Source organism: Psychrobacter phenylpyruvicus DSM 7000 = NBRC 102152 (assembly GCF_000685805.1).
Lineage (GTDB): Bacteria > Pseudomonadota > Gammaproteobacteria > Pseudomonadales > Moraxellaceae > Psychrobacter > Psychrobacter phenylpyruvicus.
In genome coordinates, this window is record NZ_JMKP01000010.1 from 23523 (window position 1) to 39687 (window position 16165).

Here is a 16165-nt window from a genome sequence, read left to right on the forward strand (position 1 = left end):
TAAGACAGAATAAATTAGTGCAAACAATATAACAAGGTGCCTTATGTCTGATAAAAACCCGCAGTACTCACGTATTTTACTTAAGCTATCTGGAGAAGCCTTAGCTGGCGGTCAAGGTATGGGGATTGATACTTCTGTACTGGACAAGATGAGCCTGTCCATTGCTCATTTATGTGGTTTGGGAGTGCAAGTAGGTATCGTTGTTGGCGGTGGTAACTTATATCGTGGCAGTCAGTTACAAAAAGAGGGGTTGGTAGGCCGAGTAACCGGTGACCAAATGGGGATGCTGGCCACAGTTATGAATGGCTTGGCAATGCGAGATGCTCTAGAGCGCCGTAATATCAATACCCGCTTGATGTCAGCCTTGCCTATCGGTGAAGTTACCGAGAGTTACAGTAGCAGAAATGCTATTCGTTACCTAAAAAATGGCGATGTGTGTATCTTTGTGGCAGGAACAGGTAACCCATTCTTCACGACTGATACAGCTGCTTGTCTACGCGGTATTGAAATTGAGGCTGGCGTTATCCTCAAGGCGACCAAAGTTGATGGCGTTTACGACAAAGACCCAAGTATTCATGATGATGCCAAAAAATATGATGCTTTAACTTTCGATGAAGTATTAGAGCAAAAGCTAGGGGTTATGGACTTAACAGCCATTGCTTTATGTCGTGAACACAATGTTCCTTTACAAGTATTTGATATGAATAAGCCAAACTCACTATTGAATGTAATTATGGGTGAAAATGAAGGCACAAAAGTCTTTCACTAGTGACTCCTACAAGACTAGCTAGACTTATAAAACTGACTAGCCTTATAAAACTGGCTCGACATTTATGCAATTATATTGTCAACCGATTATAAATTGTTAATCGATTATGTATTGTTAACTGATTATAGAGTAAGGAAAAAATTATGATTAATGACATTAAAAAAGACGGCGAAGAACGTATGAAAAAAACACTAGAAGCATTGGAAAATGCTTTTAGTAAAGTACGCACCGGCCGTGCTCATCCAGGTATGTTATCTAGTGTGATGGTAAACTACTATGGTGCAGACACCCCGCTTAACCAAGTGGCCAGTGTTAACGTTGAAGACTCTCGCACTCTATTGGTTCAGCCATTTGAGCGTTCAATGGTGCAAGCGGTAGACAAAGCCATTCGTGAAGCGGACTTGGGCTTAAACCCAATGACTGCTGACGTGATCCGTGTACCTATGCCAGCATTAACTGAAGAGACCCGCCGTGATATGCAGAAGTTAGCGCGTGGTGAAGCCGAAAACAGCCGTGTTTCAGTACGTAATATCCGCCGCGATATGTTAAATGACATAAAAGACTTGGCAAAAGAAAAAGAAATTAGTGAAGATGATGAGCGCCGTGCTAGTGATGATATCCAAAAGCTCACGGACAAATATATCGCTTCTATCGATAGTAAGCTTGAAGCCAAAGAAAAAGAGCTAATGGAAGTATAAGGCTTCTTGTAGGCTTAACAAGCCAATTAAGCAATAAGCCAGTAAGCCATTTCAAGCCTAGCCTGCTGTCCCTCGATATTTTGTATTCAAAAACATGTATTCAAAAACATGTATTCAGAATCATATATTCGGGGCTGGTAGGCTAGGTTTAACTCATAAGGTTTTATTGAGTCTGTATTACAATGTATTTGCAAAAAATACAGACTAATAAAACCAAAACCTACCCAAAACACTAGATAAAGACTATTATGACTGAGCCACAAACCTCAAACGCTTACGATTCCTTGCCTACTCCTTCTGTGTTACCAAAGCACATTGCTATTATTATGGATGGTAATAACCGCTATGCCAAAGCACATGGTATGGCCAAAGGCCAGGGGCACGTTGCTGGTAAAGAATCTCTAGATCCTTTGGTAGAGTATTGTGTGGCAGTAGGCATTGAGGTATTAACTGTTTTTGCTTTCTCCAGTGAGAATTGGCAACGTCCAGCCGATGAGGTGGCGTTACTGATGCGACTGCTTTCTGCTACTATCAGTGAGCAGCTGCCGCGTATGAAAAAGTACAATATTTGTTTGAGATTCATTGGGGATAGAAGTCAGCTAAGTCCAGAATTGCAGCAACAAATGGCCGATGCTGAAGCCGAAACAGCAGAGCATAAGGCAATGACTTTGGTTATTGCTATCAGTTATGGCGGGCAGTGGGACATCGCCAATGCTGCACAACAACTTGCTAAAAAAGTTGAACAAGGTGAGATGAGCGCCGAGCAGTTAACGGTTGAAGCCTTAGATCGTCAAGTTCAGTTAGCGGATTTGGCAGATGTGGATATGCTTATCCGTACCGGTGGTGAGTACCGAATTTCAAACTTCTTATTATGGCAATCAGCCTATGCTGAGCTGTTTTTCACCAATACTTTGTGGCCAGACTTCGCTGCCAAAGAGTTGAATGAGATGATGTTTGAATTCTCACGTCGTCAGCGCCGATTTGGTAAAACCAGTGAACAAGTAGAATCAGAAACCTAACGTTTGCCTTAATTGAGCACGTTTCTTAAAATCAAATAAATAACATAAAAGAGGGTGCCTAGTATGTGGATACGCATTAAGACGGCTTTGATCTTGGTCTTGATTGTGGGGATCGCAATGTTTGCTAGTGATACGCCCTATCTTTTTGTTCCTTTATTGGCCACTGGGGTGGTGATTGCCTCTCATGAGTGGACCAAGTTGATGCCTAAATGGCGCACGCCTTCTTTGTTTGTGGTATTGATGTTAGGCATCACCATGCTAACCTTATTGGTTCCTTTCACTTGGCCGCTATGGTGGGCGGCAGCGGTCGTAATTTGGATTATGGCCCTATCTTGGGTGATTAAATTCCCCACTTCAACCAATTGGTATGGCCAGCGCCTATCTATTATGGGGATGGTCATATTAACTGCAGCCATTAGTGCCATGTTTTTCTTATGGTCACAGTCACCTTGGTGGCTAATGTATGTGTTCTTATTGGTATGGTGTGCAGATAGTGGCGCCTATTTTGTCGGCCGAAAATTTGGCAAACGCAAAATGTCGCCCAATGTGTCTCCTAACAAGAGTATCGAAGGGTTGATTGGTGGCTTAGTCACGGGAATGATAGTGGTATTAGGTATTAGCTTATTTAAGCTACAACTTACCGGTATGCATTTGGTTTTATTTGTTCTGCTGTCTTTGGTGACTATCTTAGCGTCAGTACTGGGTGATTTATTTGAGTCTATGCTGAAGCGTCGCTCAGGTGTCAAAGACTCTGGTACTATTTTACCAGGTCATGGTGGGGTATTAGATCGCATTGACTCCTTATTGTCCGCCACGCCAATTTTTGCTTTGGGTTTTTGGACCTTGCAGTACTTTGGCTTTTTAACGATATAGATTGAACCAATATAGCTTGGAGCAACATAGACTTAAGCTACTTATATTTGTAGAGTTAGCAAAGACTCAACTATTCTCATTATTTTTTTATATAAAAACTAGCAATGGTTTTAAAAGGTAAGTTATGACCCAACGCATCGCTGTCCTCGGCGCCACCGGTTCTATTGGTGACAGTACTTTATCAATATTGGCTGACCATCCCCAGCATTATCAAGTTTATGCCCTATCAGGTCATGGTCGATTAGATAAGCTCTTTGAGCTGTGCCAACAGTTTCGGCCGAGTAGAGTTGCTGTGCCTGAAGACAAGGTAGATGAGTTTGCCGCCCGATTACAGCAAGCCAATATCAGCTGTGATGTGGTAGGGGGGCAAGCCGGTCTAGATGATATCGCAGCAGATACTGAGGTTGATACCGTGGTAGCTGCCATTGTCGGTGCCGCAGGACTGGCTTCAACGTTAACCGCTGCCAAAGCAGGTAAGCGTATTTTGTTAGCCAATAAAGAGGCCTTGGTCATGGCCGGCAGTCTGATGATGCAGGCGGTTCGGGATAATGGGGCTACCTTATTGCCGTTAGACTCTGAGCACAATGCCATATTTCAATGCCTGCCTGCAGAAGTACAGCAAAAAAACACCCATATTCATAACGCTTGCTACGGCATTAGTAAGCTGTGGCTGACGGCTTCTGGCGGACCTTTTTTACACAAAAGCTGGGAGCAGATGCAGGCTGCTAGCGTCAGTGAAGCGGTCAAGCACCCCAACTGGTCTATGGGCCAAAAAATATCAGTAGACTCTGCGACCATGATGAATAAGGGACTAGAACTAATTGAAGCCTGTCACTTATTTGATCTAGACGAGTCACAAATCAAAGTGGTCATTCACCCGCAAAGTATCATTCACTCTATGGTTGAGTACTGTGATGGTAGCTTCTTAGCGCAAATGGGCAGCCCTGATATGCGTACTCCAATTGCTCATGCTTTGGCTTATCCCAACCGTATTAGTGCTGGGGTTAAGTCTTTGGATTTGTATCAGTTATCTGCACTGGAATTTATCAAGCCTGATTTACAGAAGTTTGCCTGTCTGAAATTAGCCAGAGAAGCTATGCAATCTGGTCAGGCAGCAACCATTGCCTTAAACGCGGCCAATGAGGTTGCGGTAGAGGCATTTATAAAAGAGCAAGTTTCATTAACCGATATTGCCTTGATTAATGGCCGAGTATTGGACACTATGCATCAGCAAGATTCTGTTACATCTAATAAAAAGGGTGATACAGATAGCTTCAGTGGTGATATTAAAACCTTAGAGGATATTTTAACCATAGATAAGTTAGCTAGAATCCAAGCCCAACAACAGGTAGCAAAATGTCACAGTTAATGGCATTGGCTCTATTTATCTTAGCTTTTGCGGCTATCTTAGGCCCGTTGATAGCACTGCATGAGTGGGGACACTATATCGTGGCTCGACTGTGCGGGGTTAAGGTGCTGACTTATTCTATCGGCTTTGGTCCTAAACTTGCCAGTTGGAGCAGTAAGAAGACCGGTACCGATTATCGCATTTCCGCTTTACCACTTGGCGGCTATGTGAAGATGCTGGATGAACGAGAAGGGCCAGTGGCTGAAGAAGAGAAGCATTTGGCTTTTAATAATCAGCATCCTTTGAAGAAGATTGCCATTGTTGCCACCGGCCCCTTGATGAATTTCGTCATTGCCATCGCCTTATTTTGGGTATTATTTTTGGTGCCAAGCGAACAGCTAAATACTCGTATTGGCTCAATTCTTCCCGATACACCAGCGGCTACAGTGAACTTACCAAAAGGCGATAAAATCGTTGCGGTAGATGGTTATAAAGTACAAACTTGGGAAGAGATTAATTATCGTCTAGCTGACCGTATGGGAGAGACAGGTACCGTCTCTATTGCACTGCAAAAAGTAGCCGACAGTACAGAAAAAGTAGCAGAAGGTACAGAGGACTCAGCCAACGTCTCGGCCAATGTTTCAGCCACTAAGAAAGCCTCGTCAGTTTATGCCCAGAGCACTGAAGTGGATGTTCCTATTAATAACTTCATGCAGGGCACACAAGCTGGCAAGGACACTCTAACCAGCTTGGGAATACTGCCTTGGCAGCCCAAAGTTGAGCCGGTGATAGGGCAGTTATCAGAAGAGGGTGCTGCCAGACGTCAAGGAATGCAGGTTGGTGACAAGATTATTGCCATTAATGGTGAGCCGGTAGAAGACTGGCTAATGGTCACGCGTATTATCAGAGACAATCCTGAAACCTTGCTTAACTTCACCGTGCTGCGAAAAAATGAGCAAGGCCAAAGCCGTGAAGTGCAGTTACAGATCATGCCACAAGGCAAGAAAGGTCCAGCTGGCCAGAAATATGGTCAGATTGGGGCGGGGATTGCTCCTATTGATATTGTAGTACCAGATGACTACAAAACGATGGTATCCTACGACCCTATGACCGCTATCGGCAAAGCTTTTGCTAAAACGGGTCAATTGGCGACCATGACCTTAAATTCGATGGGTAAAATGATCACCGGAAAAGTGGGGTTAGATAACCTATCGGGCCCGATTACTATTGCAGTTATCAGTAAGCAAAGCTTTGAGATTAGCTGGGAGCAGGTACTAGCCAATGCCGGTATTATTAGCTTAAGCCTTGCAGTATTGAACTTATTGCCAATCCCTGTTTTAGATGGTGGGCATTTATTATATTATTTTATAGAGCTCATTCGAGGCAGACCTGTTTCTGAAAGAATGCAGATTGTTGGCTTTAATATTGGCTTCCTACTTCTTCTTGGTTTTATGATTTTGGCCATAACTAATGACTTTAGTCGTTATTTTTAAACAAAAATACTGGATTTTATTAATTTAATAGCTTTAAATAGTCGCTTATAACCAACACAATAGGGGCGAATCTTCCTCTAAAGTTAAATTTTTTTTGCAACAACCTAATAAGTTTAATATAAAGTAAAGCGGTATTTCGGTTTGAAGTTTGAAGTAAACGGATATTCGAAGTAACTTTTAACACCATATTCTGCCTTTTACTTTTGTAAAATAGACATAAGCTTACTCATTCACTATAAAAGTAGTGAAAGACAAATTTTTAAACCCCCTTACTTTTAGCACGTTCTTTGAATCACGGATTGTATGTATGCAAACGTCTTTATTTAAAATGTCACAACTAATAGCAGTGCCTGCATTTGCAGCAATTATGGCCGTATCGGCGCAAGCAGCGGATGCTGTATTAACCGACGTCCAATTTGTGGGTCTGCAACGTTTAACTCCGGAAAGCTTATATCCTCTACTCACTACCAATGTGGGCGAGACGATTACCGATCAAGATTTAGCTAACAGTATCCAAGCTTTATATGCCACTGGTGATTTTGCTAACATTCAAGCCAAAAACGAAAATGGACGGGTGACTTATTACGTAGTAGAGCGCCCCATCGTTGCTGAAGTAAACTTCGAGGGCAATAAGCTTATTCCAAAAGAGGGCTTGGAAGAAGGTCTTAAATACGCCGGCATCTCTGTGGGTAGCGTCTTAAAGCAGTCAACGGTGCAGAACGTGGCCAACGAGCTACAACAGCAGTATATTGGCCAAGGTTACTACAACAGTGATATTGAAGTGGATCAAGAGCTGTTAGACGGTAACCGCGTGAAGCTGACAGTACGCTTTATTGAAGGTAAGGCCGCTAAAGTTGTCGATATTAACGTTATTGGTAATAAGCACTTTAGTGATGAAGACATTAAAGATGTGTTTGCGGTAAAAGAAACTTCTTGGACCCGTCTACTTTCTAAGTCAGACCGCTATGCGAAAGAAAAATTAGCAGCCAGCTTAGAGAACTTGAAGTCGATGTATATGAACGAAGGTTTTGTTAACTTTAGCGTTGACAATGCCATCTTGAATATCAATGACTCAAAAGACAAAGTATTTATTGAAGTAAGTTTGACCGAAGGGGAGCAATATAAGTTTGGTGAAATCAACTTCTTAGGCAACCCCTCTTATGACAAACAAGAGTTGGCGAAAAACATCTCCTTCAAACCAGGTGAGCAGTTCTCTCAAGCCAAATTGGAGGCTTCTACTAGTGCCCTAAAGAACCAATATGGCGATGATGGTTATTATTTTGCTCAAGTTCGTCCAGTACCTAGAATTAATGATGAGACCAAAACAGTAGATATTGATTACTTTATCGATCCTGCCCGTCCGGTCTATGTGCGTCGTATTAACTTCACCGGTAACACTAAGACTGAAGATGAAGTACTACGTCGTGAAATGCGTCAGTTGGAAGGGGCGCTGGCTTCTAACGAGAAAATTCAAAATTCACGTGTGCGCCTAATGCGTACCGGCTTCTTTAAAGCGGTTAACGTTGATGTTAAGCCAGTACCCAATACCCCAGACCAAGTGGATGTAAATATCAGTGTTGAAGAGCAGCCTTCAGGAAGTTCAACCATCGCAGCGGGTTATTCGCAAAGTGGCGGGGTAACATTCCAGCTAGACTTCAGTCAAAGAAACTTCATGGGAACCGGTAACCGCGTTAATGCTGCCTTATCTCGTTCTCAGACCCGTGACTCTTATAGTTTAGGATTTACTGACCCGTACTTCACCGAAAACGGGGTATCACAAGGTGTCAGTGCTTATTATAGAAAAACCAAATACGATGATCGTAACGTTAGTAACTACGTGACGGACTCTTATGGAGCTACCTTAAGCTACAGTTATCCGATTGATGAAACCAAGCGTATTAGTGCCGGCTTTAACTACGATAATACCGAAGTTCGTGGTGGGCGCTATATGGGTATCTCCAATGCTTATGACTTATTAAAAGAGGGCGGCAAGTCCTCTGTTTATACCAGACAAGTAGAGGATGATAAAGGTCAAGTCATTGATGAAGATTATATAGGCGGCTTTAAAAATGACTACGATACCTATAGTTTATTATTAGGCTGGGATTACAGCACGTTAGATAGACCTGTGTTTCCAACTAAAGGTATGAGCCATACGGTTAATGCCAATTTAGGTTTTGGTGATCACACCTACCAAAAGCTTACCTATACCGGGAACGTTTACTATCCACTAGGTAGAGATTTTGTTGCCCGTGGCTATGCTAAGCTTGGCTATGGTAATGATTTGCCTTTCTATGAGAACTTTTATGCTGGTGGTTATGGTTCAGTGCGTGGTTATGAGTCTTCAAGCCTAGGTCCTCGTTCTCCTTACTTTACAGACATGAGTAACCATGACAAAAACCTTAAAGATTATGGGTATGCTGTCGGTGAGGAAGTAGGGGGTAATGCTCTAGCGACTGTTGGTGCTGAGCTGGTATTACCTATGCCATTCAAAGGCGATTGGGCGGATCAAGTACGTCCAGTAGTGTTTGTTGAAGGTGGTCAAGTATTTGATACAACGGATAAAGAAGACAAAAAAGTTAAGTTTGATAAGGCTGCTGGTAAGTTTGTCGAAGCTGACGATGGGACACCATTGCTAATCCAAGACAAAGACTTCAGATACAGTGCCGGTGCCGGTATCACTTGGTTCACACCGATTGGGCCTATCTCTCTGAGCTATGCGAAGCCATTTGGTGATAAGAAAGGTGATAAAACTGAAGAAGTACAATTCCAGATTGGTAGTACATTCTAGTTTATCGCAAGCTAATCTGAGTTTTTGATATTGTTTACTGTGGCTATTTTATGTAGGCTCAAAGTTAGTAACTTTGAGCTTTCGTTTAATTAAACCCTTGAATAAAACATTAAAAGGACATCTGGCATATCTATGAATCCTTCTGCTTCTACTGTAAGTCTTGCTGAGGTAATAACAGCAATCGAGGCTCGCCAGCCCATCATAAATCAACAACAGTTGACAGAGGCGCAGTTACAGATTCTGTTGACCGGTATTGGTAGCTTAGATCAAGCCAGTGATAATGAGCTGAGCTTCTTAGCAGATAAGGCTTACGCCTCGGTCTTACCACAAACCAAAGCTGCGGTAGTTTTGGTATCAGCAGATTATGCGGACCAAGTTCCTGAAAGTAGCACTGCGCTGATTGTATCAGCTCCTTACGTGGCTTATGCCAGTATCACCCATCTGTTTGATCGTTCGAAGCATTTTTTGGCGAAGCCGTCGCATACTTTTATCCACCCTACAGCGCAGGTGGCTGACTCTGCTGAACTGGGTGAACAGGTATATATTGGGCCTTTTTGTGTGGTCGGCGAGCAAGTGAAGGTCGGCTCAGGCAGTCGACTGCAGTCACATGTGCATCTTGAGCCATACGCCATAATTGGTAAAGATTGCCTGCTATATCCCCACAGCTTCATAGGTCATAGCTGCCAGTTAGGGGATAAGGTCAGGATTCATGCCGGTGCCAGCATTGGCTCCGAAGGCTTTGGTTTCGCACCTATGGCTAATACTGCCACTGAAGGTTGGGAGCGTATTGTACAGCTGGGTCGTGTTATTATAGGTAATAATGTTCGTATCGGGAGCCAAACTTGTATTGATAGAGGGGCGGTTGACGATACTATTATTGAAGATAACGTTATCATTGATAACTTAGTTCAAGTGGGCCATAACGTAAAAATTGGTGCAGGTACTGCCATAGCCGGAAAGGTAGGTATCGCCGGAAGTGCGATTATAGGTAAGAGCTGCATGATTGGTGGCGGTGTTGGTATTGCCGGTCATCTACAGATCACAGATGGGGTGGTATTAACTGGTATGACTATGGTTAGTAAGTCGATAAAAAAGCCAGGAGTGTATTCATCTGGAGTAAGCTCAATGCCAGCTATGGATTGGCGTCGGGCGATGGTTAAAATTAGAGCGCTGGGTAAGAAATAATAGGCCTGGATGCTCACAGAAATTTTTTAAGCCTAGCTTTAGCAGGCTTTGTTAAGGTTATATAAGCAGCATAAGCAACATTAAGATTTGTGTGCTTAAAATTTTGATAAGGACAACTCATGACACAGCAGAGTAAGGGCGAAAACTCAGAGGCTAAAGTAATCCCCGTACAAGACGAATGGCAAATGACCGCTGAGGATGCACAGCTACTGTTAGATAAATCAGTAAGCTTGCCGATGGGGTATGAGCAATTAAAACGTTACTTGCCACACCGTTATCCTTTTATGCTTGTGGACCGAGTGACCGCTTGTGGCTCAAACTCCTGGATTACCGGCTATAAGAATGTCACTATCAATGAGCCTTTTTTTCAAGGTCACTTTCCAAAAGAGCCTATAATGCCTGGAGTGCTAATAGTTGAGGCATTGGCTCAGTTGTCAGGTATACTGGCCTTTATTAGCGAAGGAGTCACTGCCGAAGACGGCTATCTGTTTTTATTCGCAGGGATGGATAAAGTGAGATTTAGAGCTCCTGTGGTCCCTGGTGATCAACTGGTTTTAAAATCTAAGCTTTTATTGCAGAAGCGAGAGCTTTATAAGTTTGATTGTAAAGCTTATGTGGACGACAAATTAGCAGCCAGTGCCCAATTAATGATTATGCGCCAAGATAGAACTGATAAGGGTTAAATTAAAAAGCTCACCAAATAATATAATATAATTTTCGTAAAATAACAGGTTGTTTTTAATGACACAGATACACCACACTGCCATCGTCTCAAGTAAAGCTGAAATCCATGACAGCGTAGTGATTGGACCTTATTGTATTGTTGGCGATAATGTTACGATTGATGCGGGGACTAAGCTGCTACGCCATGTCGTGGTGACTAAAAACACACGCATTGGCAAAAACAATGAGATATTCCAGTTTGCTAGTATTGGCGAAGACTGTCAGGACTTAAAGTATGCCGGTGAAGAGACTTGGCTTGAAATTGGGGACAATAACTCTATTCGAGAAGCTTGTAGCTTTCATAGAGGAACGGTTCAAGACAATGGCCTGACCAAAATCGGTAGCAACAACCTGTTTATGGTGAATACCCATGTTGCCCATGACTGTGTCATTGGTAATGACAATGTATTGGCTAATAACGTAGGCATTGCTGGTCATGTACATATTGGCAATCATGTCATAGTTGGCGGTAATGCAGGGGTGCATCAGTTTTGCCAGATTGGTGACTACAGTCTTATCGGCGGGGGGAGCGTTATTTTAAAAGATGTCGCAGCAATGACGCTTGTTTCGGGCAATCCTGCGGCAGCACATGGCCTTAATATTGAGGGCATGCGCCGTAAGCAGTGGTCTAAGGATACTATTAATACCTTAAGAGCAGCTTATAAACTAATTTTTAAATCTGGTAAAACTACTGAACAGGTAATCGAAGAATTGACTGCCGATTATCTGCTGCAAGAGCCAAAAATTCAATTATTAATAGACTCTTTGATTAATAGTAATCGAGGAATTACCCGATAATTTAGTTGATTGAAAACTACTTTAAGTAAAACTAACATTAAGCCATAACTTTTAGTTATGGCTTTTTTAGTTTTTAGTCGCTTGACTTTTAATCGCTTATGAAACAGACTTACTTTGTTAAATGATGTAAATACATATTGCTATACAACCAACTTATTGGCTGTAGTTAGTAACTTCAATAACTGTCTAATAAGGATGTTAGACAGCTAAAGTATAAGCCTTGGATGGCTGGAGGATTAAAATGTCAAACAAACAGCATCACGCTCAATGGGGATCTCGCGTCGGCTTTATTATGGCCGCTGTTGGTTCTGCTGTGGGTTTAGGTAATATTTGGAAATTCCCGTATATGGTCGGTGAAAGCGGAGGCTCTGCTTTCGTACTGGCTTATCTAGTGTGTATTGCCCTGATTGGTTTTCCAATCTTAGTAGCCGAGTGGATGATTGGTCGTCGTGGTCAACGTAACCCAATGGATTCGTATGCTACTGTGGCCGCTTCGGAAGGTAAGACTCGTAACTGGGCCATTGTGGGTGCAGTCGGAATTTTAGGGGCCTTTTTAATCCTGTCTTTTTATAGTGTTATTGGCGGTTGGGCTCTAAACTATATGACCAAGTTAGCCAGTGGTGATTTTAACGGGCTAGATGGGGCAGCAGTAGAAGGGGTGTTTAACACCATGCTGGCATCTCCTGGTACGCTAACTATTTGGCATACGATCTTCATGGGCATTACAGCAGGTATTGTGGCCCTTGGGGTAACTGGTGGTATTGAAAGAGCCGCTAAGGTTATGATTCCATTACTGGCATTAATTCTGTTGGTAATTGTGGGTTATAACGTCGTTAATGGTGGTTTTGCTGAAGCTGTTGATTATTTGTTCACACCAGATGTGGCTAAGCTATTTGGGGAAGGCGCTTCAGATATTTATCTGTCTGCGTTAGGCCACGCTTTCTTTACCCTGTCACTGGGTATGGGCATCATGGTGACTTATGGCTCATATTTGGGTAAAGACATCAGTTTATTAAGTATGGCGCGTACTGTGGTTATCCTTGATACCGTCATTGCTCTGGCTGCTGGCTTGGCTATTTTCCCAATTATATTCAGTCATGGTATGGACCCTGCAGCCGGACCTGGTCTAATTTTTGTCAGCTTGCCAATCGCTTTTGGTAGCATGACAGCAGGGGCAGTCCTAGGGGCGTTGTTCTTCCTACTGATTACTTTCGCGGCGCTAACCTCTTCAATTTCTTTGATTGAGCCTTCTATTGAGTTTTTAGAAGAGCGTACATCAATGAGTCGTAAGACAGCGGTTGCTGTAGCCAGTGTGGCTATCTGGTTGCTAGGTGTGGCGGCGTTATTGTCGTTCAACATGTGGTCAGAGGTTATGATTTTTGGTAATAATATCTTTGATTTCTTAGACAAGCTAACCAGTAAATTTATGTTGCCGATCGCAGGTTTAGCGGCTATCGTCTTTGCAGGTTGGGTCATGAATCAAGAGAGCGTACGCCAAGAGCTTGGCTTATCAGGAGGCAGTTGGTCACTATGGCAGTTAATTGCCAAGTTTGTGGCCCCTATAGGTGTAATAATCGTCTTCATTACCACTGTTCTAAGTTAAACACAGTTTTAGGTTTAACCAAAATAAAAACCCCCAACTTTAAGTTGGGGGTTTTTTTATAGGTTGTTGAATTATAGGTTCTTAAATGCTTGAAGCAGTTATGGTTAAAAACAATTAAGTAATTAAGCCTTAGACTGCTGAATAATGTTAAGCATACGGCGTAATGGCTCAGCAGCACCCCATAATAGCTGGTCACCAACGGTAAAGGCACCCAAATACTCAGGACCCATTTTAAGCTTGCGTAGGCGGCCAAGTGCCACTGTCAATGTTCCGGTTACTGCCACAGGAGTTAGACGCTGCATAGTTGCTTCCTTGTCGTCTTCTACCAGATCTAACCACTCATTGCCGCTATTTTTTAATGCTGCTTCGATTTCCTCTAAAGGAATGTCTTTTTTTAGTTTGATGGTTAAGCCTTGAGCGTGGCAACGCATAGAGCCTACACGGACACATAGACCGTCAATAGGAATGATATCGTCGCCTTCGTTGTTTAGAATCTTGTTGGTCTCAACGCCACCTTTCCACTCTTCACGAGATTGTTTGTTTTCAAGTTGACTGTCGATATAAGGGATCAAGCTTCCCGCTAAAGGCACACCGAAATACTGGGTTGGAAACTCACTACTGCGCTGAGTCTCAGCAATTTTTTTATCGATGGCTAAAATAGCGCTAGCAGGATCAGCCAATTCGTCAGCTACGGCATCACGCAACATTCCCATGCCACTGATAAGCTCACGCATGTTGTTGGCACCTGAGCCACTGGCTGCTTGATAAGTCATTGCTGATACCCATTCAACCCAGCCGCGGTTAAATAGCTCGCCGATGGCCATAAGCATTAACGATACAGTACAGTTACCACCAATGAAGTCTTTGGTACCGTTTTGTAGAGCGCTATCGATAACTGAACGGTTTACTGGGTCTAAAACGATAACGCTATTGTCTTCCATACGTAAGCTACTAGCAGCATCTATCCAGTAACCGGTCCACCCAGAATCACGTAACGGACCATGTACCGCTGTGGTATAGTCGCCACCCTGACAGGTAATAATAACATCACAGCTACTAAGTGCTTCAATATCATGAGCATCTTTTAACTTGGCACTGGCTTCAGTGTGTTTAATGCCCTCAAAGGTAGGGGCATCACCACCAGCATTACTGGTTGAGAAGAAAATAGGGGTGATATTAGCGAAATCTTTCTCTTCAACCATACGCTGCATTAGCACAGAACCTACCATGCCACGCCATCCAACAAGACCCACTTTTAATTGACTCATGAATATATCCTTTGTGTATCTAGCTAAAATTATTTGTTAGATTAAGAACGTTAAGCCCAGATAAGCCTAGCCCTGAATAAACAACCGACGCTGTATCTGAATTTGCAGTATTTGTATCCCTTGCTGCTTATTGCCGCAGCAAACTTATAATACGCAACCCTTTACATTGCCTTGATATGAGTCAAATTGCAAGAGTTGGGCTTTAATTTTTAACATTTTTTTTGTTATAAATTATAAGATAGAACTATATTTACCAATTTATATATATATTGGTTAGAATCTCAGTATTATTAAGCTGACTTATAGCGATAACTGTTGCATTGGCTTTGTCACTATATAGGCTTTATTCTTCTCTCTTATAGCCCCGTGGCTTTACTAAACTTTAAATTGGTGATTTATGCTCGATTCACTCTATCTTATCTTCCAAATACTAGCAGGCTTGGTGGTCTTCGTTAGTGTGTGGGGGTTATTGCCTTTAGATCATTGGTGGATAAGGGGAGTTGATTTTCCAAGAATACAGATCCTAGTTATCGGCGTGGTGAGTCTTATTGGTTTATTGTTATTGGCTCCGCAGTGGCAAAGTTGGGATGTACTATTGCTCGTGGCTTTAATAGGCGCGGTAGGATTGCAGTTACGTATGATTTTGCCTTACACCAGACTGTGGAAAAAAGAGGTACGTCAAGCTTTGCCGCTACCAGATGCAGTGCAATTAAAGTTAATGGTATCGAATGTGCTAACGCCCAATGATAACACTCAAGCTTTAGTAGATTTAGTACAACAAAAGCAGCCCGATGTCCTAATAACTTTGGAGTCGGATCAAAAATGGGAGGATGCGCTAAGCGTAATAGAGTCAGACTATCCCTATAATGTTAAGGTGCCATTGGACAATCTATATGGCATGCACCTGTATTCTAAGTTTGAGCTGATTGATCCTGAGGTCAAATACTTATTGATTGATGATATCCCCTCTATTCATACTCAGCTGCGATTGCCTAACGATGAGGTTATTTGGCTTTATTGCCTGCACCCTATGCCGCCTAGCCCAACAGAGGCCGATAAATCGACCACTCGCGATGCTGAGCTATTGATGGTGGGACGACATATCAAAGAAAATAATCAAACCGCTATTTTAGCTGGTGATTTAAACGATGTAGCTTGGTCAAAAACAACGCTTATGTTCCAGCGGATATCAGGATTGTTAGATCCTCGCATTGGACGATTTTTTATTAATACTTTTCATGTCAACTATCCTGTTTTACGCTGGGCATTGGATCACATTTTCCATAGTCCTTGTTTTACTTTAGTAGATATTGAACGCCTGCCATCCATAGGCTCGGATCATTTTCCAGTATTGACTACCTTGCAATATGAAGCAGCTGCTGAGTCTGAACAGCAAGAGAATGCTATTGAAGCTAGCGTGAAAGATGAGCAAGAAACGGCAGAGAAAATTGAAGAAGGAAAAGAGGAGGGAGAGCGACTGTCGCAAGAGCATGCTGAGGCTGAAGAAAAAGCTGAGCAAGAAAAATCTAGCGCTCAGTGTCAGCAGCTATGATAGTAGCTCTAAGCGTAGCTCTGAGTTAATACGAGTAATTAAATA

General features: G+C 42.7%; 13 protein-coding genes. 12 read left to right on the forward strand and 1 reads right to left on the reverse strand.

Features of this window, described 5'->3' with window-relative positions:
- The first annotated feature begins 43 nt into the window (after positions 1 to 43).
- The 11 genes from pyrH (at position 44) to G561_RS0105850 (ending at position 13300) form a co-directional block, all read left to right on the forward strand.
- Positions 44 to 769, forward strand: a complete 726-nt coding sequence (gene pyrH / locus G561_RS0105800; RefSeq protein ID WP_028858701.1) for a UMP kinase — start codon at positions 44 to 46, stop codon at positions 767 to 769.
- A gap of 143 nt (positions 770 to 912) precedes the next feature.
- On the forward strand, positions 913 to 1467 hold the full coding sequence (frr, locus tag G561_RS0105805; RefSeq protein WP_028858702.1) for a ribosome recycling factor: 555 nt from the start codon (positions 913 to 915) through the stop codon (positions 1465 to 1467).
- Positions 1468 to 1715: 248 nt separating this feature from the next.
- A complete protein-coding gene (uppS, locus tag G561_RS0105810) occupies positions 1716 to 2486 on the forward strand; it encodes a polyprenyl diphosphate synthase (protein WP_028858703.1) in 771 nt (256 codons plus the stop codon).
- 63 nt (positions 2487 to 2549) lie between these two features.
- Positions 2550 to 3359 carry a phosphatidate cytidylyltransferase gene (locus G561_RS0105815; protein WP_028858704.1) on the forward strand — a complete coding sequence of 270 codons (810 nt, stop codon included), beginning with the start codon at positions 2550 to 2552 and terminating at the stop codon, positions 3357 to 3359.
- A gap of 124 nt (positions 3360 to 3483) precedes the next feature.
- Positions 3484 to 4728, forward strand: coding sequence for a 1-deoxy-D-xylulose-5-phosphate reductoisomerase (gene ispC, locus G561_RS0105820; RefSeq protein WP_028858705.1), 1245 nt, complete (start codon positions 3484 to 3486; stop codon positions 4726 to 4728).
- Positions 4728 to 6200 (forward strand): RIP metalloprotease RseP, encoded by a 1473-nt coding sequence (rseP, locus tag G561_RS0105825; RefSeq protein ID WP_028858706.1) that lies wholly within the window; start codon positions 4728 to 4730, stop codon positions 6198 to 6200. Before ispC ends, rseP begins: the two co-directional genes overlap by 1 nt.
- Positions 6201 to 6507: 307 nt before the next feature.
- The gene (bamA, locus tag G561_RS0105830) at positions 6508 to 8991 is read left to right on the forward strand and encodes an outer membrane protein assembly factor BamA (RefSeq protein WP_028858707.1); all 2484 of its coding nucleotides are present in this window, start codon (positions 6508 to 6510) and stop codon (positions 8989 to 8991) included.
- A 132-nt stretch (positions 8992 to 9123) separates the two neighbouring features.
- Positions 9124 to 10176, forward strand: a complete 1053-nt coding sequence (gene lpxD, locus G561_RS0105835) for a UDP-3-O-(3-hydroxymyristoyl)glucosamine N-acyltransferase (protein WP_028858708.1) — start codon at positions 9124 to 9126, stop codon at positions 10174 to 10176.
- 185 nt (positions 10177 to 10361) lie between these two features.
- Positions 10362 to 10859 (forward strand): 3-hydroxyacyl-ACP dehydratase FabZ, encoded by a 498-nt coding sequence (gene fabZ / locus G561_RS0105840; RefSeq protein WP_028858709.1) that lies wholly within the window; start codon positions 10362 to 10364, stop codon positions 10857 to 10859.
- A gap of 58 nt (positions 10860 to 10917) precedes the next feature.
- On the forward strand, positions 10918 to 11697 hold the full coding sequence (lpxA, locus tag G561_RS0105845; protein WP_028858710.1) for an acyl-ACP--UDP-N-acetylglucosamine O-acyltransferase: 780 nt from the start codon (positions 10918 to 10920) through the stop codon (positions 11695 to 11697).
- 241 nt (positions 11698 to 11938) lie between these two features.
- A complete protein-coding gene (locus tag G561_RS0105850; RefSeq protein WP_028858711.1) occupies positions 11939 to 13300 on the forward strand; it encodes a sodium-dependent transporter in 1362 nt (453 codons plus the stop codon).
- Positions 13301 to 13422: 122 nt separating this feature from the next.
- On the opposite strand, the gene asd is transcribed toward G561_RS0105850, so the two are convergent.
- Positions 13423 to 14568, reverse strand: coding sequence for an aspartate-semialdehyde dehydrogenase (asd, locus tag G561_RS0105855; protein WP_028858712.1), 1146 nt, complete (start codon positions 14566 to 14568; stop codon positions 13423 to 13425).
- 397 nt (positions 14569 to 14965) lie between these two features.
- On the opposite strand from asd, the gene G561_RS0105860 reads away from it, so the two are divergent.
- Positions 14966 to 16120: an endonuclease/exonuclease/phosphatase family protein gene (locus tag G561_RS0105860; RefSeq protein ID WP_028858713.1), complete on the forward strand. Its 1155-nt coding sequence runs from the start codon at positions 14966 to 14968 to the stop codon at positions 16118 to 16120.
- The last annotated feature ends 45 nt before the right edge of the window (positions 16121 to 16165 follow it).

What these genes read in the sequence shown, in the direction of transcription:
- uppS (WP_028858703.1), top strand. Translation starts at nt 1,716, where the DNA reads ATGACTGAGCCACAAACCTCAAACGCTTACGATTCCTTGCCTACTCCT.
- fabZ (WP_028858709.1), top strand. Translation starts at nt 10,362, where the DNA reads ATGACCGCTGAGGATGCACAGCTACTGTTAGATAAATCAGTAAGCTTG.
- ispC (WP_028858705.1), top strand. Translation starts at nt 3,484, where the DNA reads ATGACCCAACGCATCGCTGTCCTCGGCGCCACCGGTTCTATTGGTGAC.
- asd (WP_028858712.1), bottom strand. Translation starts at nt 14,568, where the DNA reads ATGAGTCAATTAAAAGTGGGTCTTGTTGGATGGCGTGGCATGGTAGGT.
- G561_RS0105850 (WP_028858711.1), top strand. Translation starts at nt 11,939, where the DNA reads ATGTCAAACAAACAGCATCACGCTCAATGGGGATCTCGCGTCGGCTTT.
- G561_RS0105860 (WP_028858713.1), top strand. Translation starts at nt 14,966, where the DNA reads ATGCTCGATTCACTCTATCTTATCTTCCAAATACTAGCAGGCTTGGTG.
- bamA (WP_028858707.1), top strand. Translation starts at nt 6,508, where the DNA reads ATGCAAACGTCTTTATTTAAAATGTCACAACTAATAGCAGTGCCTGCA.
- frr (WP_028858702.1), top strand. Translation starts at nt 913, where the DNA reads ATGATTAATGACATTAAAAAAGACGGCGAAGAACGTATGAAAAAAACA.
- lpxD (WP_028858708.1), top strand. Translation starts at nt 9,124, where the DNA reads ATGAATCCTTCTGCTTCTACTGTAAGTCTTGCTGAGGTAATAACAGCA.
- G561_RS0105815 (WP_028858704.1), top strand. Translation starts at nt 2,550, where the DNA reads ATGTGGATACGCATTAAGACGGCTTTGATCTTGGTCTTGATTGTGGGG.
- rseP (WP_028858706.1), top strand. Translation starts at nt 4,728, where the DNA reads ATGGCATTGGCTCTATTTATCTTAGCTTTTGCGGCTATCTTAGGCCCG.
- pyrH (WP_028858701.1), top strand. Translation starts at nt 44, where the DNA reads ATGTCTGATAAAAACCCGCAGTACTCACGTATTTTACTTAAGCTATCT.
- lpxA (WP_028858710.1), top strand. Translation starts at nt 10,918, where the DNA reads ATGACACAGATACACCACACTGCCATCGTCTCAAGTAAAGCTGAAATC.